We start from the raw sequence: 26,027 nt of genomic DNA, 5'->3' as shown, positions 1-26,027 counted from the left end.
TATGGCCCGCCGGCGCTGGCAGGAAGATCAGGAAAATCATGAGCGTTGGCTGGTGTCTTATGCCGATTTTATTACCTTATTGTTTGCTTTTTTTGTCGTCATGTATGCCGTTTCTTCTGTCAACGAGGGAAAGTACCGGGTGCTCTCAGAAAGCTTGACTGCAATATTTCCTCAAGCATCTCGTCGGATAGAGCCTATTGAGGTAGGAGGGCCGGGGGTCGTCTCGGGTTCTAGCCCTATTGAAATAGAGGCATTACCTGCAATCCCCTCTTCAGCCCAGACTTTGGGAATATCGTTCCCTTCAGCCGCTACTCAGGAGCATTCGGCAATGACCAGTCTTAAAGCCATCACCGAGGAGGTTAGAATTACCTTGCAGCCTTTGATCGACGAAGATTTGGTTCGTCTCCGCCAAGGCCAGGAATGGTTGGAGGTTGAAATCAATGATAGAGTGCTTTTTACCAGCGGAAGCGCTAAGTTGGAGGCAGAAGCCGTGCCGGTGCTAAAGAAGCTAGCAAAGATCTTGCGTCGTTTTCCCAATCCTATCCAGGTTGAGGGATTTACCGATAATGTTCCGATTAGCACCGCTGTTTTTCCCTCTAACTGGGAATTGTCATCGGCACGGGCAGCGAGCGTCGTGCATCTGTTTGATCGTTTTGGGGTATCCCCGGCGCGTATGGCCGCTATCGGTTATGGGCAATACCGACCGGTGGCGGATAACAGTACACCGGAGGGAAGACGTCGGAATCGGCGGGTGGCGTTAGTGATACTGGGGCGCCCCTTGAGCCGCCGTACACTGGAAGCCCAAGGGTCCCCTGCTAGTGGGGTTCAGGCCAAGAAATAAGCAAAAGAATATTTTTCGCTATTAGTCCTGTGTTCCGGATACCGTGGGTTTTAGAGTGGGGGCGGTAGTGGAATTGGTCTGGCTACTTCTCGTGGTGACAGAGGTACTACTGATCTTAGTACTCTATTTGAATCTTATTTTGCATCGAGCTAAGCGGCAGCTAGAGGAACAAGCCCAACAGTTGCAACAGCTACAGAAGGTTTTTGGTGCGTTTTGCGCCGGTTCGGTGGAGCTAGGAAACCAAGTTGCACAGTTGGAACGGCGAGTAAAAAAACTTGACGAGCGGCAAGATCAAATTGATTTGCACACGCCTGAAAATTGTGCTTATAGCCAGGCGATAAAGATGGTGCGCAACGGCGCTGATATTGACCAATTAATAGCCAACTGCGGATTGTCTCAAGATGAGGCGAAACTGGTGTATTTGTTGCACAATACAAGTTCGACGGCAAATACCCCACTCGGCCAGGCGGGAACTAACAAGGGGGGTAACCAAAATAGATTGAACGAACGGCAAGAATAGTGGTATGTATTAGAAAAGCCTACCTTTAGTTATTATGTTTAATTTGGGTGCAAGCAAAGCATGATAAAAGTAGGGCCGAAACTTTTCCAGGCCTAAAACAATACGAGGCGGAATATCCTTGGCGTGATCGCCGCTCTGGGTTCGATCGCCGTAGGCTCGGGGAGCGGCGCTTACTGTCCGAGCAACGCAGTGGGAAGGACCGGCGTTCCCCGGAGCTACCTGAAGCCATCAAATACCGTAGAGCGCGGACGCAGCTTAGGCGCCAACTAAAAGCATATCAGGCGAGCCGTGCTCCTAAACGTCGCTTCGTGGGGGCGATTGTCTTGATGATTATGGCCCTAGCGGGGGGGGGCATTTTCCTATCCTCAATTTGGCGCATAGGAAGTTGCGATATGCCTCCTAGAGCAGGTGTGGACTGGAGTAATTGTCTGCTCTCGGGGAGGGTTTTGGTCGCGGCCAATCTAAGTAGAGCTAATCTTCTTAACTCATCCCTTAAAGGTGCCAATTTGTCCCGAGTTTCGTTAGATTCGGCTCTCTTAACCTATGCCAATTTGGCCTCTGCCAACTTAAGGCATGCGGATCTTTCCAATGCCGTGTTAAGAAGTGCTAATTTGCGCGATGCGGATCTTGCTCATGCCAAGCTAAATTATGCCGACCTTTCCTACGCTGATTTGTCAGGCGCTAATTTAGACGGAGCTTCTTTGCAAGGGGCGAAATTAGATTATGCCGTATGGCCTGATCGGCGTGAATGTGCGCCTAAATCTATTGGCTTTTGCCGATGAGATCGCAAAATTCAAATTTTCTCCACGGTATAGCGGAGCACTCGTAAGGAATTCGACCAATGTTCTGGTGGTAGGCCTATCTTCCGTTTGAGTTCCTTGAGGAATAGCCGAGGATCGGGCAATATTTCCCAAACCGCAGGAAGAAAGGTCCCCCGAAGCATCCCCTCTTCTAGTACCAAACCATCAACTCCTGGGCGTAGCTGGAAAATCAGGTCTTGCTCGTTCTCAAAGGTCATCAAAAGAGGGGGGGTGAGGATTGAGACGGTGATAGTCAGACGCTCAAACTCATCGGCTGTCAGGGAGGGGAAACGGGGGTCGCGAAAGGCACTGGCATAAGCATTTTCCGCTACATCTAACACCAAAGGGCGATAGGCATCGAGAGTACCCACACAGCCACGCAACTGATTTTCCCATGTCAAAGTCACAAAATTAGCCCCAATGCGCTGGATTAGCGGTGGATAGCTATCTAACTCAATAGGCAAAGGCTCCCCCCTTTCTAATCCATGGCGAATAGAGTCATGGGCAATTTCTCGCAGTCTTTGCCGTTCTTCTGACGAAAAAAGGGGGGGATTATTGAAAGACATAAGCTCCATAGCCAACGACTTTCTCCCGGGAACCCGCAGTATCACCGGAATTGCGGAGATCAAGGGTGGTCCCATGAAGGCCGCGTTCCCGGGCCGCCATGAGGAGCCCACCCATTGGAAGATAACCGCAGGCCTGTTCAGAATGAATCGCCTCGGGTTGTAAAGCTTCTATGGCTTTAGTGGTAGCCCTGTCGAGCTGTTGGGCAGTAGTGTAGTCGTGGTAGTGACTTAAGTCTGAACTGACGATAATTAAAGTCTCCTCGCTGCCCCAGAAGAGATCGAGCACCTCCTTGACCTCTTGGGGGGAGCTATGCCCTACGACGAGTGGAACCAGGGAAAAATCACCGAGAATTTCCTGCAAGAAGGGCAGCTGGACTTCCAAGCTATGTTCTAGGGCGTGAGGCTCGTCTAGTGCTCTGACCTGAGGAAGGGCCAAAGCCTGTTGTAAATCATCTTGGTTTACGGGAACGATACCAAGGGGGGTTGCGAAGCCGTTTGCCCGGCTGGTTGCTATTCCATAAAAAGGGACTCGATGGGAGGGGCCTAGAAGAATAACCCGATGAATCCGCCCCTGGACCTTGCGTAGACAGGCATAAGCTGATGCGGCCACTGGGCCGGAGTAGCGATAGCCTGCATGGGGGGCAATAATGGCTTTGGGTGGGTTCCCTCTTGCGTCGTTAGTCTTGAAAAAGTTTTGTATTTGGGTCTGTAGTGACACGAGATCGGCAGGATAGAATAGGCCCGCAACAGCCGGTTGCCTTAAGGTAGCCATGGCTCATCCTCAGAAATCCTCGCTAAAAATATAAAATACCATAGGATATCGGGTAACGAGCAAATAAGGAAACTTTATTGGTGAACCCTATACTAACGCATAAAAGCTGAGTATTTCCCATGAGGGCGCCTAGGGGTTGCCCAGGAGTGTTTGCGTTGGTCATTGAAACCTTTTCTGATACGGTTCCCACTCGTTATTGGCATCGCTTGGATGATGGTCGGGTCCAATGTGATTTGTGTCCCCGTTATTGCAAATTACGCGAGGGCCAGCAAGGGTTGTGTTTTGTCCGTGCCTGCCAGGAGGGACAAATCGTCTTAACCACCTATGGTCGTTCCAGTGGCTACTGTATCGATCCGATTGAGAAAAAACCTCTAAACCATTTCTTACCGGGCACACCCGTCCTGTCTTTTGGAACAGCAGGTTGTAATCTGGCATGTAAATTCTGTCAAAATTGGGACATCAGCAAGTCGCGAGAATTTGACACTCTTGCTGACCAGGCCAGCCCGGAGGCTATTGCCCGTGCGGCTGGAGAACTCGGGTGCCGTAGTGTAGCCTATACCTACAATGACCCTGTTATCTTTATGGAGTATGCTATCGATGTTGCCCAGGCTTGCCGCGAGCGAGGTATTAAATCCATCGCGGTAACGGCAGGGTATATCTGTGATGAACCACGGATGGAATTTTACCGTTATATGGATGCCGCCAATGTCGATCTTAAAGCTTTCACGGAAAAATTTTACCGCAAGATCACGGGAGGGCATCTGCAACCGGTCCTGGATACCCTGGTGTATCTAAAATATGAAACCCCACTTTGGTTTGAGCTGACCACTCTTTTAATCCCTGGTGAAAACGATTCCAATCAGGAATTGGAAGCAATGAGTCAGTGGGTAGTGGAGCATTTGGGAAGGGATGTTCCTTGGCATTTTACTGCCTTTCACCCTGACTGGAAGATGATGGATAAACCCTCTACTTCCCCGGCCACCTTGATGCGGGCCCGCCAAATTGCGGTTGAAAATGGCGTTCGCTATGCTTATGTAGGCAATGTCCATGATGTCCAGGGGGGGAGCACCTACTGCCACCATTGCGGCCACCTGTTGATTGGCCGGGATTGGTATAGCCTATCGAACTGGGGATTGACCGCCGAGGGCCGCTGCCAGCGGTGTGATACGCCTTGTGCTGGTGTTTTTGAGGCAGTCCCTGGGACTTGGGGGGCCAGGCGCATGCCAGTACGCCTTGGTCGTTTTGCCTGAGAAGCCATTGAGAAATCCTTATTAGAATTGGATTGCGGGCGGCAAGACTGCTCTTTGATTATGGATTTCCCTTTTAATGGTCCGCGTCGCTACGTTCTGGGCACCCTATACCTATAAAACTCCCGCTTAGCATTGTTTTATAAGCGTTTATTCGCGTGCATTTGCGGCTAAAAGCTGGCTCTAGTTTGTTTCCCATCTCTATTTTTTTCTTTGCTCTTGGCAGCAGGCTCTAGCATCGAGCCCTAGAGAAGAGCGTAGCGAAATCTGCCCCCTAAGGTTCATTTTTGGCGATACGCTATACAATGGGCCTTTATTGTAAGTACCTATGAATAAAATAGGGGGGATGTTTAGGAACGAGGGGGTAATGCTTTGCAAACCCGTTTTTCCTCCCTGAAAAAAGGGTTTGTGGGGACATTCCTGTCCCCTAGCTCCACACCACTCCCTCGCTCCAATATCTCAAAACTTTTGTCGAGGAACTTATTTTCTCTACGTGAAGGGAGCAATTTCGTGCAGTTATTGGCTATAGGTGTTTTTTTTCAGCTAGCAGAGCAGGGAGATAATAAGCCATGACGGTCTCTATTTGGATCGGAGTTATCGCGCTTATTATCGGATTGCTGGTATTGGATCTTGTCATCCTAAATCGCGGGGCACGCATGGTTTGTGTCAAAGAGGCTCTGGTTTGGACAATGACCTGGGTCGTATTGGCGCTTTGCTTTAATGTTTTTGTGTATTTTCTCTATGAGAATAACTGGCTAGGGTGGAGTGATGTGGCTTCCCATGACTTTAGTGGTCAGCAAGCCGCAGTGCAATTTTTGACAGGTTTCCTCATGGAGAAATCCCTGTCCATAGACAATATTTTTGTCATTGCCATGATATTCTCCTATTTAAAAGTACCTGTGGTGGAGCAGCATCGCCTGTTGTTGTGGGGGGTATTGGGGGCGATTGGTTTGCGGGTTATCATGGTCACGCTAGGCACCGTGCTGATGGCCCGTTTCCACTGGATCGTCTACCTATTTGGGGGATTGCTTATAGCCACGGCGGTGAGAATGATGATGATCCGCCAGGATAATATCAACATAGGCCACAGTCCGTTGTTGCCTTTGATCAAAAAGTTTTATCCTATTACCGATAACTATAAAGACGGGAATTTCTTTAGCACCCTAAATGGAAACCGTGCAATAACGCCTTTGTTGCTTGCGCTAATTCTGGTGGTCAGCACTAATCTAATGTTCGCATTAGACTCCATTCCTGCTATCTTTGCCGTCACCCAAGATCCCTTCTTAGTATTTACTTGTAATGTGTTCTCAGTGCTGGGCCTTCGGGCTCTTTACTTTACGATTGCCGGCTATGTGGATCGATTCCGCTACATTAAGCTGAGCTTAGTTTTTGTCTTAGTTTATTTTGCTGCCAAAATGATGTTGATCCACACTTATCCCATTCCAAATATCGTTTCCTTAGTGACTATCGGGAGTATTCTCACCCTAGGTGTTCTCGCCTCATTGTGGGTTCCCCCCCTGGATGTTGACAGGCGTGCCGCACCGCTATTTACCGATTTGGTGACTTTAGCAGTGCTCAGCTACCGGCAAGCGCGACGGATTGTGGTGCTCGTTCTTGGTACCTCGGTGCTGTTAGTGGGGGTCGCAATGATTGTACTGCCAGGCCCTGCTGTCGTGGTGATCCCGGTTGGTTTAGGTATTTTAGCCATTGAATTTGCATGGGCGAGACGGTGGTTACGAAAAATGCGGCAAACGGCTGGAGAATTTAGGCAACGCATACGAAATTAATTGATTTGAAAATCAACAAGATTAAGCAGGTATTATGAAGCCAACCCCAATCCTAACTGGTATCGGTGCTTTTTGGGCCTTAAGGCCATCTCGCGTTTTGAGTTTTTGCTTCCTGTTGGCCATGGTATCGATTCTTCCGTCTGTGGGGGCAGAAGAACTGACCCCTTTAAATTCTTCGGTGACTGTGGAGCAAATCCAGAGCAAAATAAGGGAAGTAGAAGAGGCTCAAGGGTTAGAGGAGGCAGAGAAGAAGAAGCTATTGGATTTATACCGGTTGGCCAAGGAGCGTTTGCAAGCCGCCAATTCCTATAGGAGCAGCGCTAAAACCTATAGACAGGTGATTGAGACCGGGCCGACTCAAATAGAGGAGATCAATGAGCATCTCGCTTCTCCCGGTACGGATAAGGCCATGGTGGCCCTGGAGCAGATCGCCGATGAAAGCCCACTTTCTGAGTTGGAACAGCACCTAGCGAAAGAGCAAGCTAGATTAGCAGCCCTAGAAAGTACCCTGGTTGGGCTAGACAAGCAGTTGCAAGAGCAACAGCATCGGCCTCGGCAGGCACGGGATCAATTGACAGAGGCCAAACAGCGGCAAGAGCGAGTAGAAAATGACCTTAAAGCACTGCCGCCACCGAAAGAGACCTCCCTTTTTGCCGAAGCCCGTCAGCTCGCATTAAAGGCCCAGCTAGAGGCATGCCTGAACGAAATCCACATGCTCGAGCAGGAACTACTCAGCCACAGTATCCGGTTACAGTTACTGAAGACGCAGCGTGACCTGACGGCACAGCAGGTTTCCCAAGCCCAAGCACGGGTTAATGACCTCCAAGAGCTGGTTGACCAGCGGCGCCAAGTCGAAGTGGGGGAGGCCCAGGAAGCTGCCGCCCGTGCTGAACAGGAAGCCGCAGGTAAACATCCTGCTATCCAGGCGCTAGCGGAGCAGAATGCCCAGCTCAGCAAGGAACTTGCCTCACTGGCTGCAAATTTGAGCCGTATGAGGGCTAAACATGCAGTCGCAGAAGCCCAACTAAAACAGATGCAGCAGGATTTTCAAAGTACCCAGCAAAGATTAGAAATTGCCGGATTGAATAAGGCACTGCAGCAAATTTTGCGGGATCAACGCCGTAGTCTGCCCGATCTTAGCCACTATCGGCAAGAGGCTGAACAATCCGAGGAGGAAATGGCCGAAGTCGGCCTTAATCAACTTCGAATCGATGAACAGCGCCGCCAGTTCAGTAAGCTTGATGAGGCGGCAACCCAGGTGATGGCGGAACGAGTGGAGCCGGGATTGCTCCCCTATCAGCGGGAAGAGATTAAAGCAGAGGTGCGTAACCTGCTGAGAGATAGGAAGGATTTGTTGGATAAGCTGAGCGCAACCCAAACCCAGTACTTGCGTGTAATAGGGGAATTGGATTTTGTGCAGCGCCAGCTTATAGAGACGGTCAAGCAATACTCCACATTCTTAGATGAGCATCTGCTGTGGATTCCTAGCGCCTCTCCTTTAGGCTTACAGGCGTGGCACGATTTGCTCGCAGGTGTGGGCTGGCTGCTGTCCCTAGACCATTGGCTAGATACCGTCCGGGCACTGGGAGCCATCGCGATGGATGAGCCCCTGTGGGTTATTACGGTACTATTAATCTTTATTGGGCTGCTGCAAGTTCGCTATAACTTACGCAAGATTTTAGAGGCGACTGCAGAGCGGATAACCATGCCCTACGCGGATCGTTTTGGCTTTACCCTCCGGGCCCTAATAGCTACTTTGTTGGCGGCAGCGCCTTGGCCTCTGCTCGCAGGGTTTACAGGGTGGCTTTTACAAACTTCTGAGCAAGTCCCGGACTTCTCTAAAGCGGTAGGTGTGGGACTGACAGCCATTTCCTTGCCGCTGCTGTTAATGCATGGATTTCGGCTTTTGTGCCGCCGAAAGGGCGTGGCTGAAGTTCATTTTGGTTGGCAACAGCAGGTCGTGATGCTCTGGTGGCGAAATCTCGCCTGGGCGATTCCCATTGTGCTGCCAGCTTTGTTTGTGACCGGAATGGCGGGGGCCGAGGACCAGGTCAAAGAAAGCTACGCTGAAAGCCTGGGCCGGGTAGGGTTTATGGTGAGTATGGTGGCGCTTGCGGTTTTTTCTCAGCGGGTGTTAAGGCCTAAAGGAGGGATTGTTGAATGCTATTTAGCCGAGCAACCGAAAAGTTGGTTGTCCCGTTTCCGCTATGTTTGGTATCCCGCTATTGTCGCTTTTCCCCTGTTTTTGCTTGGTTTAGCGGCAGCAGGGTATTTCTATACGGCGCTCCATCTTAAAAATGAAATTATTGCCACTTTACGGCTGGTTATTGCTGCAGTTCTGACTCACGATTTAGTCATCCGCTGGCTTGAGGTGACACAACGCAAGCTGGCACTCTTTAAGATGCGGGAGAGGCGGGAAGCCGAGCGAGAAGCAGCCAGTCGGTTTGGTGAAAGAATGCCCGCTAAACTGGATATTCATCAGGTAGATATCCAAACGATTGATGCCCAAACCCGGCAATTACTCCATACGGTGATTGGTTTATCCGTCATCATTGGCTTCTGGTTTATTTGGGCGCCCACTTTTCCCGCCTTGGGTATCCTTAACGATATTACCTTATGGCACCATACTATGGTTGTAGAAGGCCAAGAAGTGAAAAAACCTTTTACCTTAGCTAACTTGGCGCTAGCCTTGGCTTTGGCCTTGATAGCCTTTGGTGCAGCAAGAAATCTTCCCGGTGTTTTGGAGATAGTGGTGCTGCGGCGGCTTCCCCTAGAGCCGGGCAGTCGTTATGCCATTACGACTTTATCCCGCTATGCCATTGCCATTGCCGGTATTATCTTAGTCGTTGATGCTATCGGGGGGAGTTGGTCCCAGATACAGTGGCTAGTGGCTGCCCTCACCGTGGGATTAGGGTTTGGGTTGCAGGAAATTTTTGCCAATTTTGTCTCGGGTTTGATTATTTTATTTGAGCGGCCGGTCCGGGTTGGCGATGTGGTCACAGTGGGGGATATCTCCGGAACGGTTTCTCGAATTCGAATCCGGGCGACGACGGTAACGGATTTTGATCGCAAAGAATTAATTGTCCCCAATAAATCATTTATTACCGATAGGTTAGTCAACTGGACTCTATCTGATCCGATCACTCGGATCACGATCAAGGTAGGGATTGCTTATGGATCGGATACCACCCTTGCCCATCAGGTCATTTTAAGGGAAGTCAATGCAAACCCCCTGGTGTTGGATGACCCCCAACCCAGCGTTTTTTTTGTGGGGTTTGGGGAAAGTTCCCTGGATTTTGTTGTCTGGGCCTTTGTGAGGGAGTTAGGTAACCGCTTTCCCTTGATGCATGAGTTGAATACGGCTATCAATCAGGCCCTGCGCGAGCATGGGATTGAAATACCGTTTCCCCAACGGGACATCCATGTCCGGTCTATGACCCTATCGGAATTGAGCGAATTGAGTTCCCCCAAAACACAGGGGGAAAGCCAAGCGTCAAGTATGGTTCCCGAAGTTGCCGCCAAGGAGATTCCTCAAACTTCCCAGGAGCAATGGTCAGGCACTACAGGCAGGCCTTCTTCTTAGGTAAAGATAACTTCTGGTTCTTCAAAGCGGTTTATGGAGTTTGACTGGAGCTCTTGCTTTTTTCCGGAGGCGCAGGTTGAGCATTTCCACCGTGACGGAAAAGGCCATGGAAAAGTAAATATATCCCTTTGGAATATGGAGATCGAAGCCTTCCGCAATCAACGTTACACCTATTAATACCAAAAAGCTTAAGGCGAGCATTTTGACGGTAGGATGAGCATCCACAAATTCCCCAATAGATTTTGAGGCCACCATCATGATAAGAACTGCAATAACGATAGCAATGACCATCACTGGAATCTGGCTTACCATGCCGATGGCGGTGATCACCGAATCAAGGGAGAATACAATATCTAAAATTGCAATTTGAGCAAGTATTGCCCCAAAACTGGCTACTTGCAATCCTTGCGAGTGTTCTTCAGCTCCTTCAAGGCTGTTATGGATTTCAAGGGTGCTTTTCGCCAGTAAAAAGAGTCCGCCGCCAATAAGAATAATATCCCGTCCTGATATTTCTTCTCCCAGTAGGGAGAACAGAGGAGTCGTCAGACGCATGACCCAAGCCAGAGATAGCAATAAGGCAATACGCATACCCATCGCCAACGATAGACCCATTATCCTTGCTTTATGGCGTTGTTGATCAGGTAATCGAGAGACAAGAATGGAAATAAAAATGATATTGTCTATACCGAGAACAACTTCAAGCGTGGTAAGCGTTGCTAAGGCTATCCACGCTTGAGGTTCAGCAATCCATTCCATCATAGTTTTACCGTTATTTTATGTTTATGGTGAGCTTTTCTTGAAGGTTTCGTCCTGCAGCAGTCGCAATTGCAAGCAGGGAAAGTAACTGTAAGGCCAATAGCTGCCTATGAGTGTTTTCCACTTCATAGGCAATGAGAATTTCATCAGCAGGGCAAAAGTCCTTGTTTGATGCTCAAACTATTTGAGAAAAGTTGCAAAAAAATTACCTATAAACTTTTCGCTTATGAAATTTTAGGTGTTCTTGTTTTATCAATGGGGCTGCTATTGGCGGTTCTAGCTCGAATGCTTCTCCCTCCTAGTCAACATCCGAGCTAGAAACCCTTTCCTAGATAGAGTGGAGTCTTTACTCCAAGTGTTTTTTTATACGATTATATCCGTTTTCGATTTCTTCAGCGATTGACCTTAAAGAATTGAAAATATTCTTCGAGCTCTCCATGGTGTCATCCTGGATTGCATCCAGCTTAGGTTTGACTTCATGATCCCACTTTTTTTCTATTTCTTCCCACTCTTCTTGAGCCTCAAGTTTTGCTAGATGCATTTGCACACGCAACTCATCACGCTGTTGTTTTAGGCCATCTAGTAATTCATCAAGGGCATCTTTATCATCTCTCATCATATTTTCCTCTATGCTTAACTAATGGAATTCTGACATTTAAGCTCTTTCCTATCAAGAAGAGAAATCATCCCTGTTTTTACTAATTATAGTGTATAAGCGGGGACCCGGATCCAAGCGAGGCCGGTAGGCTGCCGGTTGTAATCGCTGGAGATTATACATTTTCAGGAATAACACGATGAAGCAAGCTGATCCAAGACTGATGTTGGTCCAGCGGTTTTTTGCTGGGACCGGCAAGAGCTATGATTTTATGGTCAATGGGGCGACCTTTGGAATTGATCGTCTCTGGAAACGCAAAATGGTGAAGATGATGCCGCCGAATCCTAGGCGCATCTTAGATCTTGCCTGCGGGACGGGGATTTCCACGTTAGCCATTGCTAACCGCTATCCTGACTGCCAGGTGGTTGGAGTAGAGTTGCGGGAAGAATACCTGAATATTGCACGCCGCAAGATTCAGAAATTAGGGGTAAATAACATTGAATGGGTGTTAAGTCGAGCAGAAGATTATCGTTCGAAAGAGCCTTTTGACTGCATCAGTTCTTCCTATTTGGCTAAGTATGCTGATTTGAAGGCTCTTACCCATAGCAGCAAGACCATGCTGAAAGAGGGGGGACTGCTCTTAATGCATGACTTTACTTTTCCTCCCAAACCTTACCTTGTCCGGATTTGGCGTTTTTACTTTAAGATGCTCCAGGCTATTGGCACTCCTTTTTTTCCCTCCTGGCGAGAAATCTATTATGGGCTGCCCCAGTTGATTGAGGAGAGCCCTTGGCTGTCAGAGCTCAAAGAATCGCTCCAGCAAGAGGGGTTAAGCGATATTCGAATGGAATATTTGACTCTTTATGGTTCAGCCATTGTTTCAGCCCGGAAATAGACAAGCCATTTATAAAGCCTGGTACACAGTACTGGGAAGGGGAACGGAGCGATACATCATGGTGGCGATTTTGGCCGGTGCCTTGCTTAACATCTTTGTGTACGGGTTGTCGGGAAGAGACTCAATATAAGATTCCGCTTGCTGCAAGCGTAGATTGAGCTCCCCTTCCATGCAGTTGATGAAGTCTTCTCCAATGCGCTGGCACCAGTCATGCCAGGCTTTTTGCCGATGGGGAGGGTAGTGGGGAAGGGCCAACCCGGTTCTGTGGCAGAAGTAATTGAGAGCAGGGAGCAGCGGAGAGAGTTTTTTGAGCCCCTCTTGGGGATGTTCCCACAAGGTGATAAAGTCTTGAAGGTCATCAGCAATTTGATAGGCTTCCCCCGTTCGGGTGCCGAAAGCGTAGGCCGAGGCTGAGGTTTCTTGGGGAGCACCGGTCGCAATGGCGCCTAATTGGCATGCCGCGCCGAAAAGCGCTCCCGTTTTGAGATAGATAATGCGATCGTAAATGCCTGCCTCGAGCAGATTAGCTTCCCCTCCATCCATCTGCCAGGAAAGTTCTTGGTAGGCACCGTTAGCTACCGTAGCAATGGCACGTGCTACCGTGGCACCGTCCTCGTTACCTAATTCCACCATACTCTGGATTGCGGTTGCAAATATGACATCCCCCAGCAGCACCGCCCTTCGTGGCCCTTCCACGGTCCAGGTCGCAGGACGCTTGCGGCGGATGATGTCCTCATCTACGTAATCGTCATGGATAAGCGAGGCCGCTTGAATGCACTCGATGGCTATTGCTCTTGGTAGGGCATCTTCGGTCTTTCCTCCCAGAGCATTGTTGATAAGACAGACCAAGCAGCCTCGAACACGCTTGCCGTCCCTAATAATTTGCTGGATAGTCTTTATCTGCGGCGGAGGGAGGGCAGAAAAAAGCATAGGTATTTGGCAGCGTAGCTCTTGGTCAAGCCGGCTACGGGTCTCTCTCCAGTAGTTGAGAAAATTCATCCAATCTACTCCTTTTCTTTAGGCCCACCCGCGCCAGACCGCCATACCAACGCCAAGTAAGATAACCCCTAGGCTGATACTCTTTAATATACTTTCTAGCGTCTGAGCTTGGGCCCGATCTTTATCAACTCTATCCAAGGTGCGGGCCCGTTTGAGCGCTTTATAGGGACGGGAAGCCTTGATTTCCACCAGGCTTAAAAAGCCCATGGCAGCGCCTACGAGCAGAGCCGCCAGGGATATTTGGTTGGTTTGCAGAATATAGCCTCCAAGGACGGGTAGGCTTCCCCAGGATAATGCAAACCAGCCATCGCTATGAAATCGTCCCTTGAACCACTCTAGATTGTAAGCGAGGACAAAAAAACCTTCGGGGATAGCAATGAGCCAGAGCAGGGGGGTATGGACGAGCATATAGTAAATGCCAATCCCATAGGCGGCGATGAGGGAGAAAGTGGCGAGGATACGGAGTTGGTTCACTGAAAAGACATGGCCCCAGGGTTTGATATTCTTGCTGCCTAGGGCGTCCAGGGCATGGGCGCCAATGCCTAAAGCGAGAAAATAAATGAGCAGGATAGCAACTACCCGGTCCCAGTGTATCGTCTGGGCGAGCATTGAACCAATCACCGTATAAGCGAGAACCATGCTGGTGTATGGCAGAAACAACAGCCCTATCAGGACTCGGAGCTTCAATGGACCAAAAGAGGGGACAAACCACTCATTGGTGCGGTCGTCGCTATTCGCCTGAGCCATTTTGTTCTCCTTTTATGGGGGGCTGAATGCGGCAGGCTTGCTTAAATAATAAATATAGACAGTTAATTACCGACTACCCAACCCTAAGGTTTTAAAAGACGGTTTGAGAAGCCTCCAAGCCGAGCAGGCCGATCGAGGCAAAACGGTTCACTAAAGATGATCAAAATCGAATGAGTGCTGGATATCAGCTCATTAAAGGAGTGACTGGCTACGGTCGATACCCATAAGGTATTTTAGGGCGCCTTCCGTTAGTCAATATAGACAGAACTTTAATTGAGTTAAAAGTATGTATACATCCCAGGGGAGTAACTTAGATCGCCGTGCCTTTCCGCGCCAGCCCATACAAATGGACGCCTATATCAGCAGTCCACGATTAATGCGGTGCGACGTGGAAATCCGAGATTTTTGTCTGGGTGGATTTTTTTTAGTTCCTAGGGATCCTCAGGCAACCTATATCCAGCTTCGAGAGCATACGGGTGAAACAATCACTGTTCATTTTTCTTGTGCAACTTCTGCGGGCAATAAGAATTTTTCCCTCAACGTACGTATAGTCCGGGTTTCTGAAGGGGGAATTGGGGCAGCATTTTCTGAGACTGGGCCCGCGGTACTGCAAGCCCTCCACTTTCTTACCGCCCAGGCGCGGCAAACGCCCTCCAAACCAAAACTGGGCACAAAACAAACCCGTTCCCTCAATGAGCCAAAAAACAGGGAAGGAAGCAATGCTCTTCTAGAAGCTTGTCGGAAACAAGTGGCAGATTATTTCCCTATAATTTTAAAGGATTTCTTTGAGCAGCTGGATGAAACCCTATTTCTTTGTGCCAGGGATGCGGAAAATAATTTGGAGCAGACTTTCTATCTTGAGGCGATTGAAGAAATAAAGGGCCATCGCCAGCAGGTGGAGGAAAAGTGTCAAAAAACCCTCTTAGCACAGTTGGAGGATTTAAGCGCTAATACGAGGGGCACTCTGCCCCCACAGGAAAATCAGGCGGAATCCTCCAAGCTTGCCGTCGTCGGTAAGGAGGAATTTGAAGATTGGCTAGCAATTGCTGAAGCCGTATCGAAAATGGAAGCTTACTATGCCGACCCATTGTTCGAGGTTGAGAAGCGCTTCGCTCGCCTTCTGGGGATCTCCGTTGACAAGGAGAATAACCCTGTAGGCCCAAGGGCTATTTGCCGTGCATTGCAAGATGCAATCCGAGATTTAGAGATAGGACATTATATCAAGCAGCGTATCTACAAGGTATTTAAGGAGGCTGCTGAAGATAAGTTGGGGGTGTTATATAACCGTTTAAACGAGTTGTTAAAGGCGGAAGGTATCCTGCCATCATTAGAGCGTAAATTTGCTACCCCCCAGGGCCAGAGCGCTCAAAATGGAGCAGCGTCATTTAGCGAGCAGCCAGTTGCACCTCATGGAGTTACTTCCTCCCCGCCTAGTGAACAGGAAGAGCCATCAAGGGGCCGTATTACCCCTGAGGCAATGCCTCCATCCCCGGTTCAGAAATCAGTGCCCCAGGAAGCTTTCGGCCTTGAACGCCCCCAAGAACCTGTCCCTGCCCTAGCTGCCGCGGAGGCTTATAGGGTGACTCGAGAATTGCTTGGATTATATAAACTGCGTGGTCAACGCTCGAGAGGGAGCTACACTTCTGCTGGCTCATTGAAAAGAGAAGAGGAGTTGCTTGAGGCGCTTGCAGATCTTAGCCCTGATCAGAAGGCAAATACCGGCAGCGAGGATAGGGTTGCTGATTTGCTAGCACAGCTATCACCCAAGATAACCCCCCAGGAACGTGCTGCTCATGATGAGCCTAGCAGCAGCGAGGCCCACGATCTCATTGAAATTGTGGGTAATCTGTTGGTCTCCATTCTTGAAGACAAAGCCTTGCCGGAGAACGCCAGGAGCTGGATCAGGCAGTTGGAAATTCCCTTATTGCGGCTCGCTGTCCTGGATAAAGCTTTTGTAGATAAGGAAACCCATCCTGCACGGCAGGTTCTTAACCTGCTGGCGCAGTTTGAAATTCCTCCTAGCGAGGAGCGTGATGAGGCTGATGCCCAATTTGAGGCTAGAATCGCTCATCTAGTCAATTATATTGCCCACGATTTTGAACATGACGTTGGCATCTTTTCTAAGGTCTTAAAGGAGCTTAAGCGGATTGCTGAGCAGCGTACCCAGTCCGTTTCTAGCAATATTGCTCAAGTGGTTGAAAGCTACCAGGCTCAGCAACAGTTAAAAAAAAACAGACGGATGATCGCTGAAACACCGCAGGGGCTAAAGGCAGGGGCTAGCCGCGGTAAGGTTTGGGGCCACCAGGCCCCGACCCTAAAAGACCAGGAGAAGGACTCAGAGAATTGGGTGAATCGGGCCAAACGGTTGCCCTTGAATTCTTGGGTACAGTTTACTGATCGCCAAGGTTGCCCACGACGCTTGCAGCTAGTGTGGGTGGCTGAAGATTTTACTACCTTTGTTTTTGTGGATGCTAAAGGTAAGAAAGCGGCTACTCTCAGTCTTAATGAAGTGGCAATGCAGCTCCGCCGCGGAACGGCCACCATGCTGGACGATGCTAATGTGCCTCTTTTAGATCGGGCGCAATACGCGGTACTCCAAAGATTCCATAATCATATCGCTTATGAAGCGACTCATGATCCGCTCACCGGGTTGATTAACCGCAAAGAATTTGAAAAGCGAATGAATCATGCCTTGGTTAGGGCAAAGCACGAACATCACCAGCATGTCTTACTCTACTTGGATCTAGATCAGTTTAAAATTATCAATAGCACCTGTGGTTATGAGGCAGGGGATGCATTATTGAAAGAAATTGCCCAGTTGTTGGCACAATTTGTGGCGGATCGAGGCATTCTGGCTCGTTTAGGAGACAATGAATTTGGGGTGTTGTTAACTCAATGTTCCCTAAGGGAAGGCTATAAGATTGCAGAGCAACAACGCATCGCCATTGAAAACTATCAGCTAGCTTGGAATAACAAACGTCTTTCCGTAGGTGTCAGTATTGGTTTGGTGGCGGTATCTGATCAAAACCGGGATGCTGCCATTTTGTTGCAACGGGTAGAGACCGCCTGTACGAAAGCAAAGGAGGCGGGAAGAAACCGCATTCGCGTTTGCGAGCTCGATGATGAGGAGTTTGTACGTCGCCATAGTATGGTGGAGTGGGTTGCAAGAATCGGTGAGGTATTAGAAGATAACCGCTTACAGTTATGGTGTCAGCGGATTATACCTATTGCGATTCATTCAGCAATGGAACCCCATTATGAGATCTTGCTGCGCTTCCGGGACCAAGATGGGCAATGGATTGCTGCCGGTGAATTTATTCAGACGGCAGAATTCTATCACCGGATGGCGGCTATTGATCGATGGGTGGTTCAATCCGTACTCCAGTGGATGGCTGATCACCGGGAGAGGCTAGAACAGCTTGGGGGGGTGGCTATCAATCTTTCGGGGCAATCCCTAAGTGATGAGAGGCTAGCAGAGTTTGTCAAACGCGAATTTCATAGAACAGGTGCCCCCCCACACAGAGTCTGCTTTGAGGCCACAGAAACTGCTGGTGTGGCAAGCCTCTCTAGCTCCGCCCGGTTTATTCAGGAAATGAAAACCCTCGGCTGCTATTTCTCTCTAGATGATTTTGGCAGCGGCTTGTCTTCCTATTCATACTTGAAAAACCTTCCGGTGGATTATCTCAAGATCGATGGGACTTTTGTAAAAGATATCACCACTAACCCTAATGATTACGCCGTCGTCAAATCTATTAATGAAATTGGCCATTTCATGGGTAAGAAGGTTATTGCTGAATATGTGGAAAACAAGGCTATTTTGGCAAAACTCCAAGAAATTGGGGTTGATTTCGCTCAAGGATATGGTATAGAACCTCCCCAGCTTCTCAGGGCAATGGAATAATTGGCCAGATTGTTGCCCCATTTAAACGGTAAGGGCTATAAATTTTGGACGTTTATTTTTTGTCATTTTATTGCTGCGCGCTCTTTTAGTGCCGTTAAGAAAGCGTGGATCCGGCGCGCATTGGTGCCTACATCACTGCGGCCTACCCGGGAGACGGAGCGCACATCAATTTTAGAACCCTTGTCAAGCGGCGTGATGCGAACGACGATGTCGTCGACAAAGCCAAACCAGAATGTCGAATCGGTAGCTTCGATGTGGATATTACCTTTTTCCGTCTCAGGTGATTCGACCCCGATTACTTTCCACCCCAGGCTATGGGCGACGGCTAGTGCTTCATCCAGTGCGGCTTTACTATTTAGGGGTAGGCGAAGAGGTTTAATCTCTGGATAGGCTTCTTGTTGCTGGGCAGCAATATTAGGACCTCCATAGTGAGAGGGATTAGGGGCATCGGCACGGAGGGGAAGAAGCACTGAAAAGGCAGGCGGATTCTGGGTGTCAGTGGTGATATCGTGGATGGGAGGCACCGAGCGTGCCGTGAGCAACCAGTAAAGGGGGATGGAGAGCACTGCCAAGCTGAGGGTAAGGCCTAGCAAGGCCGGCCAGAACCCCCTCCGCTGCCGTCGTGGTCGGGCACGAAAAGCGCCCCACAAGGAGAGAACAGTGCTACCAAGGGCACCGAGAGCTGCCCAACGCAGGATTGAAAAGCCAGTCGCAAAGTGCCACCAACCTAGACGATGTCCGAATCCTGATAAGGCCGCTGCAAATGCGCTTAGAATAGCAATCGTAATCCCCAAGAGTGCAATTCGGTCCAGGGGATGGGGCGAGGAATGTTGACTTTTTGCGGTATCTTTTTTTATTTTCATCATGATTGACAATGGCAGACTTTAATACCCATATGATTGGTGCGGCGGCGGTAAGCGGCATCGGGGCTACCGTGCTTATGGTAACGCAGACTTTCCCAGCACAGATACTGATGACCTATTTTGTCTTAGGTGTGGTCGGTGGGATACTTCCTGATATTGATTCTGACAGTTCCATACCCGTTCGCTGGACGTTTAATGTGCTCGGGGTCATGACCGGTTTTTTCTTGGTTTTATACTTGGGGGCCCATTACTCTCTTATAGAATTGGTGCTTTTATGGGGGGCTTCTTTTATTATTATCCGCTACGGAATATTTTCCTTGTTTACCCAGCTCACTGTTCATCGTGGTCTTATTCATTCCATTCCTGCGGCGCTGTTTTTTTCGTTAGGCACCGTGGTGCTGATGGTGCAGGCACTTGAGGTCCCGGTGCTCAACGCTTGGCTCTGTGGCGCTTTTGTATTTCTAGGTTTTCTCACTCACTTAATTTTGGATGAACTCTACAGTGTAGATCTGATGGGGATGAGTGTGAAGCGCTCTTTCGGCACTGCCCTAAACTTGGGCAGTTTCCGCGCCCCGCTTAAGACCGGGTTGCTCTATCTGCTAATAGGGGCTTTGTTTTATTTAGCCCCTCCTGTAGATGATTTTTTAGCCTTTATCTTCAATTCTCGGGTGCATCAGTTATTGGTTGAGCGGCTGTTTCCCGTAGACGGGTGGTTTAATACTGCTGCAATTGATCTGTTTTAGCTGCCATGATGAAATCATTTTTGTGAAGCCCTTTAATTTTATGGGACCACCAGGTCACAGTCACTTGTCCATATTCCGTTAAAATGGCAGGGTGATGCCCTGCCTCTTCTGCTAGGGCGCCAACTTTATTGGTAAAGTCCAGTGCTTCGGCAAAGTTGCCAAATTTAAAAATTCGTTGCAGGCGACGAATATTATTTTCTTCAATAATTTCCCATTCAGGCACTTGCGGATGGAGTTCCTGGATTTCTGTTTCTGTCACCTGTGGCGCCCCTGCACGACAGGCTTCGCATTGCATCGTGGATAAATCTTCCATTCTGGCACCTTAAATAACTGTGAACTGTTTTATTGGAGTTTCTTTATAACATGTTAGCAGTGATTTGCGTTAGTTTGTTGGCTTAGCCGTTATCCTGCCCTATAGCGTGCCACCAACTCCTTTTGGGCATTGGCGAGGGTCGGCTCATAATGACTGAACTCCATGGAGTAGGCGCCAGCCCCTCCGGTAAGGGATTTGAGGCGAGAGGCGTAATCGCTGAGTTCAGCAAGGGGAGCCTGGGCAATGATAACGACCTGGCCATCTGCATGGGGGGTGGTCTGATTGATGCGGGCACGGCGAGCGGCCAAATCCCCGGTAATATCCCCCATATTGCTATTGGGTGCAGCCACTTCCAGATTGACTAGAGGTTCCAGCACGATGGGGGCTGCTTTAATGACAGCATCCAAAAAGGCCTTTCGGCCCGCAATGATAAAGGCGATTTCTTTGGAATCGACCGGATGATATTTGCCATCTGTGACAGTGACCCGTAAATCCTGCAAAGGATAGCCTGCGATAGCGCCGGACTCCAGGGCCTGTCGGACACCCTTTTCCACCGCAGGGATAAATTGGGAGGGAATAGCCCCTCCAGTGACCTTATTCATAAACTCGAAGCCGGCCCCCCGTGCCAAAGGTTCTACTTCGAGGAATACCTCCCCAAATTGGCCGGCCCCTCCTGTTTGCTTCTTATGCCGATGATGCCCCTGTGCGGCTCGGGTAATGGTTTCCCGGTAGGGAATGCTGGGGGGATGGGTCGCCACCCGGACATGGTAGCGATCATCCATTTTTTCGAGAACCATCCGCAGATGGTATTCGCCAAGACCTCGCAGGACCGTCTCATTGGCGGCGATGTCGTGTTCAATCCGCAGGCAGGGATCCTCGGCGACAAGCTTGTGCAGCACATCGGATACCTTTTGTTGGTCACTGCGACTTTGAGGTTCCAGAGCTAGTCCTGCCAGTGGTATGGGATAATCCATGGGTTCGGCATGGACCTCATCTTCCTCATGGGAACCGTGCAAAATGGCGTCGAGGTGCAAGTCTTCCACTTTGGCCACCGCGCAAATGTCCCCTGGAATAGCCTCTGCCATCTCCAGATGCTCTTTGCCTTGTAGCCGGAATAAATGAGAGACTTTGAAGGCTTTTTCCCCCTCATCAATAAGGAGTTGGTGGCCTTTCCGGATGGTGCCGCGATGGATACGCATGGTGCCCATCTTGCCTACAAAGGGGTCGTATTCCACTTTAAATACATGGGCAAGTACGGGTTTATCCGCCTCCGGTAACGCCAGCAGGCGTTGGGTGGTCTCTCCATAGCCCTTCACAAAAATATGGGGTGTCCCTTCCCGGGGATTGGGGGCAAGATTCACAAAGATGTCAAGCAGCTCCTGGATTCCAGCGCCCGTACGGGCCGAGGTAAAGCAAACAGGAATCAGATGCCCTTCACGCAAGGCCGTCTCGAAGGGGGCATGGAGTTGCTCGGCGGTAATACTCCCTTTTTCCAAGTAATGTTCCATCATTGCCTCATCGACTTCAACCACTTGGTCCAAGAGGGCCGTATGGGCCTTGGCAACCGAAAAAAAATCGGTTTCGCCGGAGTCTCGGTTAAAGCAGTCAATAATCCTGGATGCGCCCTCGGCAGGAAGATTGATAGGCAGGCATTCAGGACCAACAAGGGTTTGAATTTCCTCCAAGCCTGTTTGCAGATGGGCAGGTGCCGTATCAATTTTGTTGAGGATAAGGATGCAGGCCATTCGATGGCTGATCACCTGCTCCATCAAGCGCCGAGTCATGGTTTCGATGCCAGACTGGGCGTTGATCACCATCGCCACTGTCTCTACGGCGGGTAGAACACTTAAGGTTCGACCGACAAGATCCGGGTCCCCGGGGGTGTCAATGAGGTTGATATGGCAGCCCTGATAATCCAGTCCAATAAGCGAAGCATTCAAAGAGTGCTGATGGCGTTGTTCTTGAGGGTCAAAGTCACTGACTGTATCGCCTTTTTCCACACTCCCCAACGTACTGCGTATCCCCGATTGGTAGAGCAGCGCTTCGACCAAGGTGGTCTTACCACAGGCGCTATGCCCGACTAGGGCAATATTGCGGATGTCTTCCGTTCTGTAGGCAGCCATAATTAAAAGTATAGCCGACAAATGACAACGGGAAGAATGCGTTGAAAAAGACGGAAATAAACCCATAGGCCGTCTGTCTAATCAATAGTTGGACGGCGATTTTGTCATTGCTTTGGGCCGCTCACGTTTCTTCTCACCTCTAGCGAGCAAACCGGTAAGACAATTGCTAATCGATAATATCTTAATTCTTCTGGGCACTGCTCTCGTGGTCGTTGGATTGATCCAGCGGGCGCGCTTATCCCCCATTGTCGGCTATTTGCTGGTGGGGGTGATTGTGGGGCCCCATGCGCTGGGGTGGGTGCAGGACCTAGAAGCTGTTCGTCGGTTGGGAGAGCTGGGGGTGATTTTTTTAATGTTCACTATTGGCCTGGAGTTCTCCCTCCCTCGCTTATTGGCAGACAAAACTACGGTGTTGGGTCTGGGGGGGATGCAACTGGGGCTGACGACCCTGGTGATAGGGGGGGCGGCTGGCTTCTTTGGCCTCCAGCCGGCGGCGGCATTTGCCGTGGGAGTAGCGCTTGCGATGTCCTCGACAGCTATCGTATGCCGGCAATTGGTTGAGCAAACGGAAATTCACACTCGGCTGGGCCATACCGCAGTGGGTATTCTGTTGTTTCAAGATCTGGCCACAATCGTCCTGTTATTGATTTTGCCGGTATTGGCGGAAGGAACCCCCTGGCTGCGTTTTTCGGACATGGTAGCAGTCTTGACCCAGGGAGCCGGGGTGTTTTTTATTCTGCTCTTTTTAGGACGTTGGGGCGTGCGGCCATTTTTTCGCCACATTGCTTCCCTCCATTCCCCGGAGTTGTTCATGTTGGCTATTCTCCTGGTGAGCCTGGGGGCAGCCTGGTTTGGACAAAAGGCGGGGCTATCGCTGATTCTGGGAGGGTTTATGGCGGGAATGGTGCTAGGGGAGACGGAATTCAGACACCAAGTTGAGGCGGATATTCGTCCCTTCCAAGACGTCCTGCTAGGCTTATTTTTTATTACCATGGGCATGCTCGTGGATCTGAAAGTTCTGGTTCAGGTTTGGCCAGCAGCGGTCTTGTTGGCTACCGGCCTGATAGTGGTAAAGGGGGGGGTGATTGCGGGGCTGGCCAAAGCCAGCCATTTGCCTGCTAGTACGGCATTACGGGTAGGGATCGTCCTTGCGCAAGGGGGGGAGTTTAGCCTCGTCATTCTGTTTCTAGCGCTGGATATGGGATTGTTGGGGGGGGCTGTTGGGCAAGTGATATTGAGCGCTGTGCTGTTGAGCATGACCGTGGCGCCGGTGTTGATTCGATTTAATACGACGTTAGCTGAATACTTTTTTGCCGGCAGCCTGCAACGAATTCGCACCGGTATTGCTCAACAAGTGGCGGAAACGGCGAAGGGTTTAGAGTCCCATATTATCCTCTGTGGTTATGGTCGTGTGGGGCAGAATATTGGGCGATTTCTGGCCGAAGAAAATTTTCCCTATATTGCCGTGGACTTGGACCCTTATCGAGTACGGGCTGCTACTGAGGCAGGTGAGCCGGTCAGCTATGGTGATGTGACTCGTGAACATATACTGCATGCTGCGGGGTTGGAGCGGGCCCAGGCTGTGGTCATCACCTTTAATGACACGCGCTCGGCGCTGAAGGCCCTAGGCCATATCCATGCTTCCCGGCCGGATATTTCTATTCTGGTGCGAACTATAGACGATACCCATTTAGAAGAACTCTTGAATGCCGGCGCCACGGAAGTGATCCCCGATGCCTTGGAAGCTAGTCTGACCCTAGCCGCTCATATTTTGTTGTTGCTTGGCGTTCCGATCAGAAGAGTACTCAGACGTAGCACCGAGGTTCGGGCCGATCGCTATAGTTTGTTACGGACTTTTTTCCATGGCCGCCGATCTCCCCGTCGGCGCGAGCGGTTGCAAGTCTTTCGGGTCCCGAAAGGGGGCTATGCCGTAGGGCGTACATTACAAGAACTTGCCCTTGGTCGCCACGGGGTTACCGTGACTGCCGTGCGTCGCCAGGGGATTAGAAGGGCTAACCCGACGCCGGAAATGCGTATTGAAGCTGAAGATGCCTTAATCCTGCATGGTTCCCCCGAGGCACTCCAGCGCGCCGATCGGCGCTTGCTGACTGGAAAACCTTGAAAGAAGGCTATTGAGGGAGACTATCCACATAGAGGGTGAGTCCCTCCCGGGAAATCACTTCCACATACGCTCCGACTTCGATGTTTTCGCCACCTAGAGAGATCGCATTCCATAACTCCCCATTGATCATGATTTTGCCTTTGGGGGTGAGGGGCTGGACCGTCTTTCCCCGCTGATAGAGCAGCCCTTCTCCTCCAAGCCAAGAGCGACTATCGTATTGGTAATAAAGCGTTCCATAATGGCGCTCATAGCGAATAATATTGCCCCCCAAGACCAGGGTTGCCGTGGTGCCGAAACTCCCCATTAAAATACTCCACCAGTGTCCGGAAAAGAGATCCAAGAGAAAGCCTGCCAATACTAAAAGAGCCAAGGCAATAAGAAGATAAAGACTCCAAGTGGCAGCAGCTAATAGCAACTCAAATAAAGATAAATAATGGACAAAAATCCGATTTCGCCCAAAGCGCCGGTCTTGGCGTGTGATGCGATGGGACAAACGCCGCCAATAGAGCCCTCCGTGGACAGCACCTCCCAAAATACCGAGGACAAGGGCATCAAGATGGGCAGGAATATCTCCCCACCGAAGCCATAATAGGCTACTGCATATTGCACCTAGGAAAATGACATTTCCTATTACACGGGCTTGCTTAACCATGATGGGAAGACCTTGAGAGATAATAATGAGTAGATTTTGTTGCTAAACTAGGTTTACCTGCCGTAATAATCCAAGAAATGGCTAGGGTTACGCAGTTAAATATTTTAAGGAACTCGCATGCCTGCAGTTAGGGATGATTTTTGCCCCCCTAGGGAGCTGATTTTCCCCCATATCACAGTCATTTTAGGTGATCCGCGCTTGCCGGATGAATCCAAAATCGGCGGCCGCTTTAGTGCCGAGGATATAGAAGCGGTTGACAGAGTTAAAGAGGCCTTGGGAGAGTTGCAGGATTACCGCTTTACTTATTTGGATAACCATTCGACGCTGATCGCCAATCTCACCGCCGATCCTCCGGACTTTGTCCTCAATTTTTGTGATACGGGCTATAAAAACCAAGCTCGTCAGGAACTCCATATCCCGGCACTGCTGGAAATGCTTGGAATCCCCTATAGCGGTGCAGGGCCCACTTGTCTGGGGATGTGCTATGACAAGTCCTTAGTGCGGTCGGTGGCGAGGACCCATGGCATTCCTGTGCCTGCCGAAACCTTTGTTCGCGGCAATGACCGCCATGGGGCAGTATCCCAAAATTTTCCTGTTTTAATCAAACCTAACCGGGCAGATGGCAGTTTGGGGATCACCAAAGACTCCCTGGTCCACGACGAACAGCAAGCCCGCGCCTATCTCAATAAGCTCGCTATGGAATTCCCGAACTGGGATTTGCTGATCCAAGAATTTTTACCCGGCGAGGAATATAGCGTTGGCGTACTGGGTAATCCAGCCTCTGGTTTTATGATATTGCCTATCCTAGCGGTGGACTATAGTAAGCTGGTGGCCAGTCGTTTACCCCCCATCCTGGCCTATGCTTCTAAAATCGATCCTCAATCACCTTACTGGACCGATATTAAATATTGTGAGGCCTCCCTGAAGGAGGATCTGCGCCAGCGTTTGGTGGATTATTGCCTGTTCTTATTCGAACGGTTGGGTTGCCGGGATTATGCCCGGTTCGACTTCCGCACCGATGCCCAGGGTGAAATTAAATTGTTAGAGGTCAATCCTAATCCTGCTTGGTGTTGGGATGGCAAGTTGAATTTGATGGCGGGATTTGCCGGATACCATTATGCCGAGCTATTGGAAAGAATCCTCCATGCTGCCCAAGTTCGATATAGATAAAGGCAGGTATCTACCAAACCAGCTAGGGAGTA

The 26,027-nt window shown here is 49.9% G+C and carries 21 protein-coding genes; 11 read left to right on the top strand and 10 right to left on the bottom strand.

Annotated elements, in window-relative coordinates; genetic code table 11:
• Position 1: 1 nt before the first annotated feature.
• From motD to NHAL_RS17485, 3 genes are all read left to right on the top strand, one after another.
• A complete protein-coding gene (motD, locus tag NHAL_RS17495) occupies positions 2-841 on the top strand; it encodes a flagellar motor protein MotD (RefSeq protein ID WP_013034479.1) in 840 nt (279 codons plus the stop codon).
• Between the two features lie 67 nt (positions 842-908).
• Complete coding sequence (locus NHAL_RS17490) at positions 909-1,361, top strand: DUF2802 domain-containing protein (protein WP_083761451.1); 453 nt, start codon at positions 909-911, stop codon at positions 1,359-1,361.
• Between the two features lie 47 nt (positions 1,362-1,408).
• Positions 1,409-2,143, top strand: a complete 735-nt coding sequence (locus NHAL_RS17485; protein ID WP_013034477.1) for a pentapeptide repeat-containing protein — start codon at positions 1,409-1,411, stop codon at positions 2,141-2,143.
• 11 nt (positions 2,144-2,154) lie between these two features.
• Here NHAL_RS17485 and amrA read toward each other — a convergent pair whose 3' ends face one another.
• Both amrA and amrB read right to left on the bottom strand, forming a co-directional pair.
• Positions 2,155-2,727, bottom strand: coding sequence for an AmmeMemoRadiSam system protein A (amrA, locus tag NHAL_RS17480; protein ID WP_013034476.1), 573 nt, complete (start codon positions 2,725-2,727; stop codon positions 2,155-2,157).
• Positions 2,714-3,499, bottom strand: coding sequence for an AmmeMemoRadiSam system protein B (gene amrB / locus NHAL_RS17475; RefSeq protein ID WP_013034475.1), 786 nt, complete (start codon positions 3,497-3,499; stop codon positions 2,714-2,716). Before amrB ends, amrA begins: the two co-directional genes overlap by 14 nt.
• Positions 3,500-3,618: 119 nt before the next feature.
• Between amrB and amrS the strand changes: the two genes are divergently transcribed.
• The 3 genes from amrS to NHAL_RS17460 all read left to right on the top strand — a co-directional run bounded on the left by amrS (position 3,619) and on the right by NHAL_RS17460 (position 10,116).
• On the top strand, positions 3,619-4,749 hold the full coding sequence (amrS, locus tag NHAL_RS17470; RefSeq protein WP_013034474.1) for an AmmeMemoRadiSam system radical SAM enzyme: 1,131 nt from the start codon (positions 3,619-3,621) through the stop codon (positions 4,747-4,749).
• Between the two features lie 566 nt (positions 4,750-5,315).
• The gene (locus tag NHAL_RS17465) at positions 5,316-6,533 is read left to right on the top strand and encodes a TerC/Alx family metal homeostasis membrane protein (RefSeq protein ID WP_013034473.1); all 1,218 of its coding nucleotides are present in this window, start codon (positions 5,316-5,318) and stop codon (positions 6,531-6,533) included.
• Positions 6,534-6,567: 34 nt separating this feature from the next.
• On the top strand, positions 6,568-10,116 hold the full coding sequence (locus tag NHAL_RS17460; protein WP_013034472.1) for a mechanosensitive ion channel domain-containing protein: 3,549 nt from the start codon (positions 6,568-6,570) through the stop codon (positions 10,114-10,116).
• A gap of 21 nt (positions 10,117-10,137) precedes the next feature.
• Here the strand turns inward: NHAL_RS17460 and NHAL_RS17455 are convergent, their stop codons facing one another.
• Both NHAL_RS17455 and NHAL_RS17450 read right to left on the bottom strand, forming a co-directional pair.
• Positions 10,138-10,872: a TerC family protein gene (locus tag NHAL_RS17455; RefSeq protein ID WP_041355949.1), complete on the bottom strand. Its 735-nt coding sequence runs from the start codon at positions 10,870-10,872 to the stop codon at positions 10,138-10,140.
• A gap of 346 nt (positions 10,873-11,218) precedes the next feature.
• The gene (locus NHAL_RS17450) at positions 11,219-11,491 is read right to left on the bottom strand and encodes a hypothetical protein (RefSeq protein WP_013034470.1); all 273 of its coding nucleotides are present in this window, start codon (positions 11,489-11,491) and stop codon (positions 11,219-11,221) included.
• Between the two features lie 175 nt (positions 11,492-11,666).
• Here NHAL_RS17450 and NHAL_RS17445 point away from each other — a divergent pair, with 175 nt between their 5' ends.
• Positions 11,667-12,362 (top strand): class I SAM-dependent methyltransferase, encoded by a 696-nt coding sequence (locus NHAL_RS17445; RefSeq protein WP_013034469.1) that lies wholly within the window; start codon positions 11,667-11,669, stop codon positions 12,360-12,362.
• A gap of 9 nt (positions 12,363-12,371) precedes the next feature.
• Here the strand turns inward: NHAL_RS17445 and NHAL_RS17440 are convergent, their stop codons facing one another.
• Positions 12,372-13,361, bottom strand: a complete 990-nt coding sequence (locus NHAL_RS17440; RefSeq protein WP_013034468.1) for a polyprenyl synthetase family protein — start codon at positions 13,359-13,361, stop codon at positions 12,372-12,374.
• Positions 13,362-13,379: 18 nt separating this feature from the next.
• Positions 13,380-14,108: a UbiA prenyltransferase family protein gene (locus tag NHAL_RS17435; protein ID WP_013034467.1), complete on the bottom strand. Its 729-nt coding sequence runs from the start codon at positions 14,106-14,108 to the stop codon at positions 13,380-13,382.
• 286 nt (positions 14,109-14,394) lie between these two features.
• Here NHAL_RS17435 and NHAL_RS17430 point away from each other — a divergent pair, with 286 nt between their 5' ends.
• Complete coding sequence (locus NHAL_RS17430) at positions 14,395-18,009, top strand: DUF1631 family protein (RefSeq protein WP_013034466.1); 3,615 nt, start codon at positions 14,395-14,397, stop codon at positions 18,007-18,009.
• Between the two features lie 62 nt (positions 18,010-18,071).
• Here the strand turns inward: NHAL_RS17430 and NHAL_RS17425 are convergent, their stop codons facing one another.
• Entirely contained in the window at positions 18,072-18,875 is an 804-nt protein-coding gene (locus NHAL_RS17425; RefSeq protein ID WP_013034465.1) for a DUF1499 domain-containing protein, read from the bottom strand.
• A gap of 8 nt (positions 18,876-18,883) precedes the next feature.
• Between NHAL_RS17425 and NHAL_RS17420 the strand changes: the two genes are divergently transcribed.
• A complete protein-coding gene (locus NHAL_RS17420) occupies positions 18,884-19,615 on the top strand; it encodes a metal-dependent hydrolase (RefSeq protein WP_013034464.1) in 732 nt (243 codons plus the stop codon).
• Here NHAL_RS17420 and NHAL_RS17415 read toward each other — a convergent pair.
• Positions 19,587-19,928, bottom strand: coding sequence for a 4a-hydroxytetrahydrobiopterin dehydratase (locus NHAL_RS17415; protein WP_013034463.1), 342 nt, complete (start codon positions 19,926-19,928; stop codon positions 19,587-19,589). The genes NHAL_RS17420 and NHAL_RS17415 overlap by 29 nt on opposite strands.
• Positions 19,929-20,017: 89 nt before the next feature.
• The gene (gene fusA / locus NHAL_RS17410) at positions 20,018-22,051 is read right to left on the bottom strand and encodes an elongation factor G (protein WP_013034462.1); all 2,034 of its coding nucleotides are present in this window, start codon (positions 22,049-22,051) and stop codon (positions 20,018-20,020) included.
• Positions 22,052-22,214: 163 nt separating this feature from the next.
• On the opposite strand from fusA, the gene NHAL_RS17405 reads away from it, so the two are divergent.
• On the top strand, positions 22,215-24,173 hold the full coding sequence (locus NHAL_RS17405; RefSeq protein WP_041355946.1) for a monovalent cation:proton antiporter family protein: 1,959 nt from the start codon (positions 22,215-22,217) through the stop codon (positions 24,171-24,173).
• Positions 24,174-24,180: 7 nt separating this feature from the next.
• Here NHAL_RS17405 and NHAL_RS17400 read toward each other — a convergent pair whose 3' ends face one another.
• Complete coding sequence (locus NHAL_RS17400) at positions 24,181-24,825, bottom strand: NfeD family protein (RefSeq protein WP_013034460.1); 645 nt, start codon at positions 24,823-24,825, stop codon at positions 24,181-24,183.
• A 117-nt stretch (positions 24,826-24,942) separates the two neighbouring features.
• On the opposite strand from NHAL_RS17400, the gene NHAL_RS17395 reads away from it, so the two are divergent.
• Positions 24,943-25,995: a D-alanine--D-alanine ligase family protein gene (locus NHAL_RS17395; protein WP_013034459.1), complete on the top strand. Its 1,053-nt coding sequence runs from the start codon at positions 24,943-24,945 to the stop codon at positions 25,993-25,995.
• The last annotated feature ends 32 nt before the right edge of the window (positions 25,996-26,027 follow it).

The organism is Nitrosococcus halophilus Nc 4, assembly GCF_000024725.1.
GTDB classification, from domain to species: Bacteria; Pseudomonadota; Gammaproteobacteria; order Nitrosococcales; family Nitrosococcaceae; genus Nitrosococcus; species Nitrosococcus halophilus.
This window is presented reverse-complemented; position numbering and strand designations above follow the sequence as displayed.

Bases quoted from the DNA above. Each gene is read 5' to 3' on its own strand.
- NHAL_RS17395 (WP_013034459.1), top strand. From the start codon at position 24,943: ATGCCTGCAGTTAGGGATGATTTTTGCCCCCCTAGGGAGCTGATTTTC.
- NHAL_RS17435 (WP_013034467.1), bottom strand. From the start codon at position 14,108: ATGGCTCAGGCGAATAGCGACGACCGCACCAATGAGTGGTTTGTCCCC.
- amrS (WP_013034474.1), top strand. From the start codon at position 3,619: ATGAGGGCGCCTAGGGGTTGCCCAGGAGTGTTTGCGTTGGTCATTGAA.
- fusA (WP_013034462.1), bottom strand. From the start codon at position 22,051: ATGGCTGCCTACAGAACGGAAGACATCCGCAATATTGCCCTAGTCGGG.
- NHAL_RS17460 (WP_013034472.1), top strand. From the start codon at position 6,568: ATGAAGCCAACCCCAATCCTAACTGGTATCGGTGCTTTTTGGGCCTTA.
- NHAL_RS17400 (WP_013034460.1), bottom strand. From the start codon at position 24,825: ATGGTTAAGCAAGCCCGTGTAATAGGAAATGTCATTTTCCTAGGTGCA.
- NHAL_RS17465 (WP_013034473.1), top strand. From the start codon at position 5,316: ATGACGGTCTCTATTTGGATCGGAGTTATCGCGCTTATTATCGGATTG.
- NHAL_RS17425 (WP_013034465.1), bottom strand. From the start codon at position 18,875: ATGATGAAAATAAAAAAAGATACCGCAAAAAGTCAACATTCCTCGCCC.
- amrA (WP_013034476.1), bottom strand. From the start codon at position 2,727: ATGTCTTTCAATAATCCCCCCCTTTTTTCGTCAGAAGAACGGCAAAGA.
- NHAL_RS17455 (WP_041355949.1), bottom strand. From the start codon at position 10,872: ATGGAATGGATTGCTGAACCTCAAGCGTGGATAGCCTTAGCAACGCTT.
- amrB (WP_013034475.1), bottom strand. From the start codon at position 3,499: ATGGCTACCTTAAGGCAACCGGCTGTTGCGGGCCTATTCTATCCTGCC.
- motD (WP_013034479.1), top strand. From the start codon at position 2: ATGGCCCGCCGGCGCTGGCAGGAAGATCAGGAAAATCATGAGCGTTGG.
- NHAL_RS17430 (WP_013034466.1), top strand. From the start codon at position 14,395: ATGTATACATCCCAGGGGAGTAACTTAGATCGCCGTGCCTTTCCGCGC.
- NHAL_RS17415 (WP_013034463.1), bottom strand. From the start codon at position 19,928: ATGGAAGATTTATCCACGATGCAATGCGAAGCCTGTCGTGCAGGGGCG.
- NHAL_RS17450 (WP_013034470.1), bottom strand. From the start codon at position 11,491: ATGATGAGAGATGATAAAGATGCCCTTGATGAATTACTAGATGGCCTA.
- NHAL_RS17445 (WP_013034469.1), top strand. From the start codon at position 11,667: ATGAAGCAAGCTGATCCAAGACTGATGTTGGTCCAGCGGTTTTTTGCT.
- NHAL_RS17440 (WP_013034468.1), bottom strand. From the start codon at position 13,361: ATGAATTTTCTCAACTACTGGAGAGAGACCCGTAGCCGGCTTGACCAA.
- NHAL_RS17420 (WP_013034464.1), top strand. From the start codon at position 18,884: ATGGCAGACTTTAATACCCATATGATTGGTGCGGCGGCGGTAAGCGGC.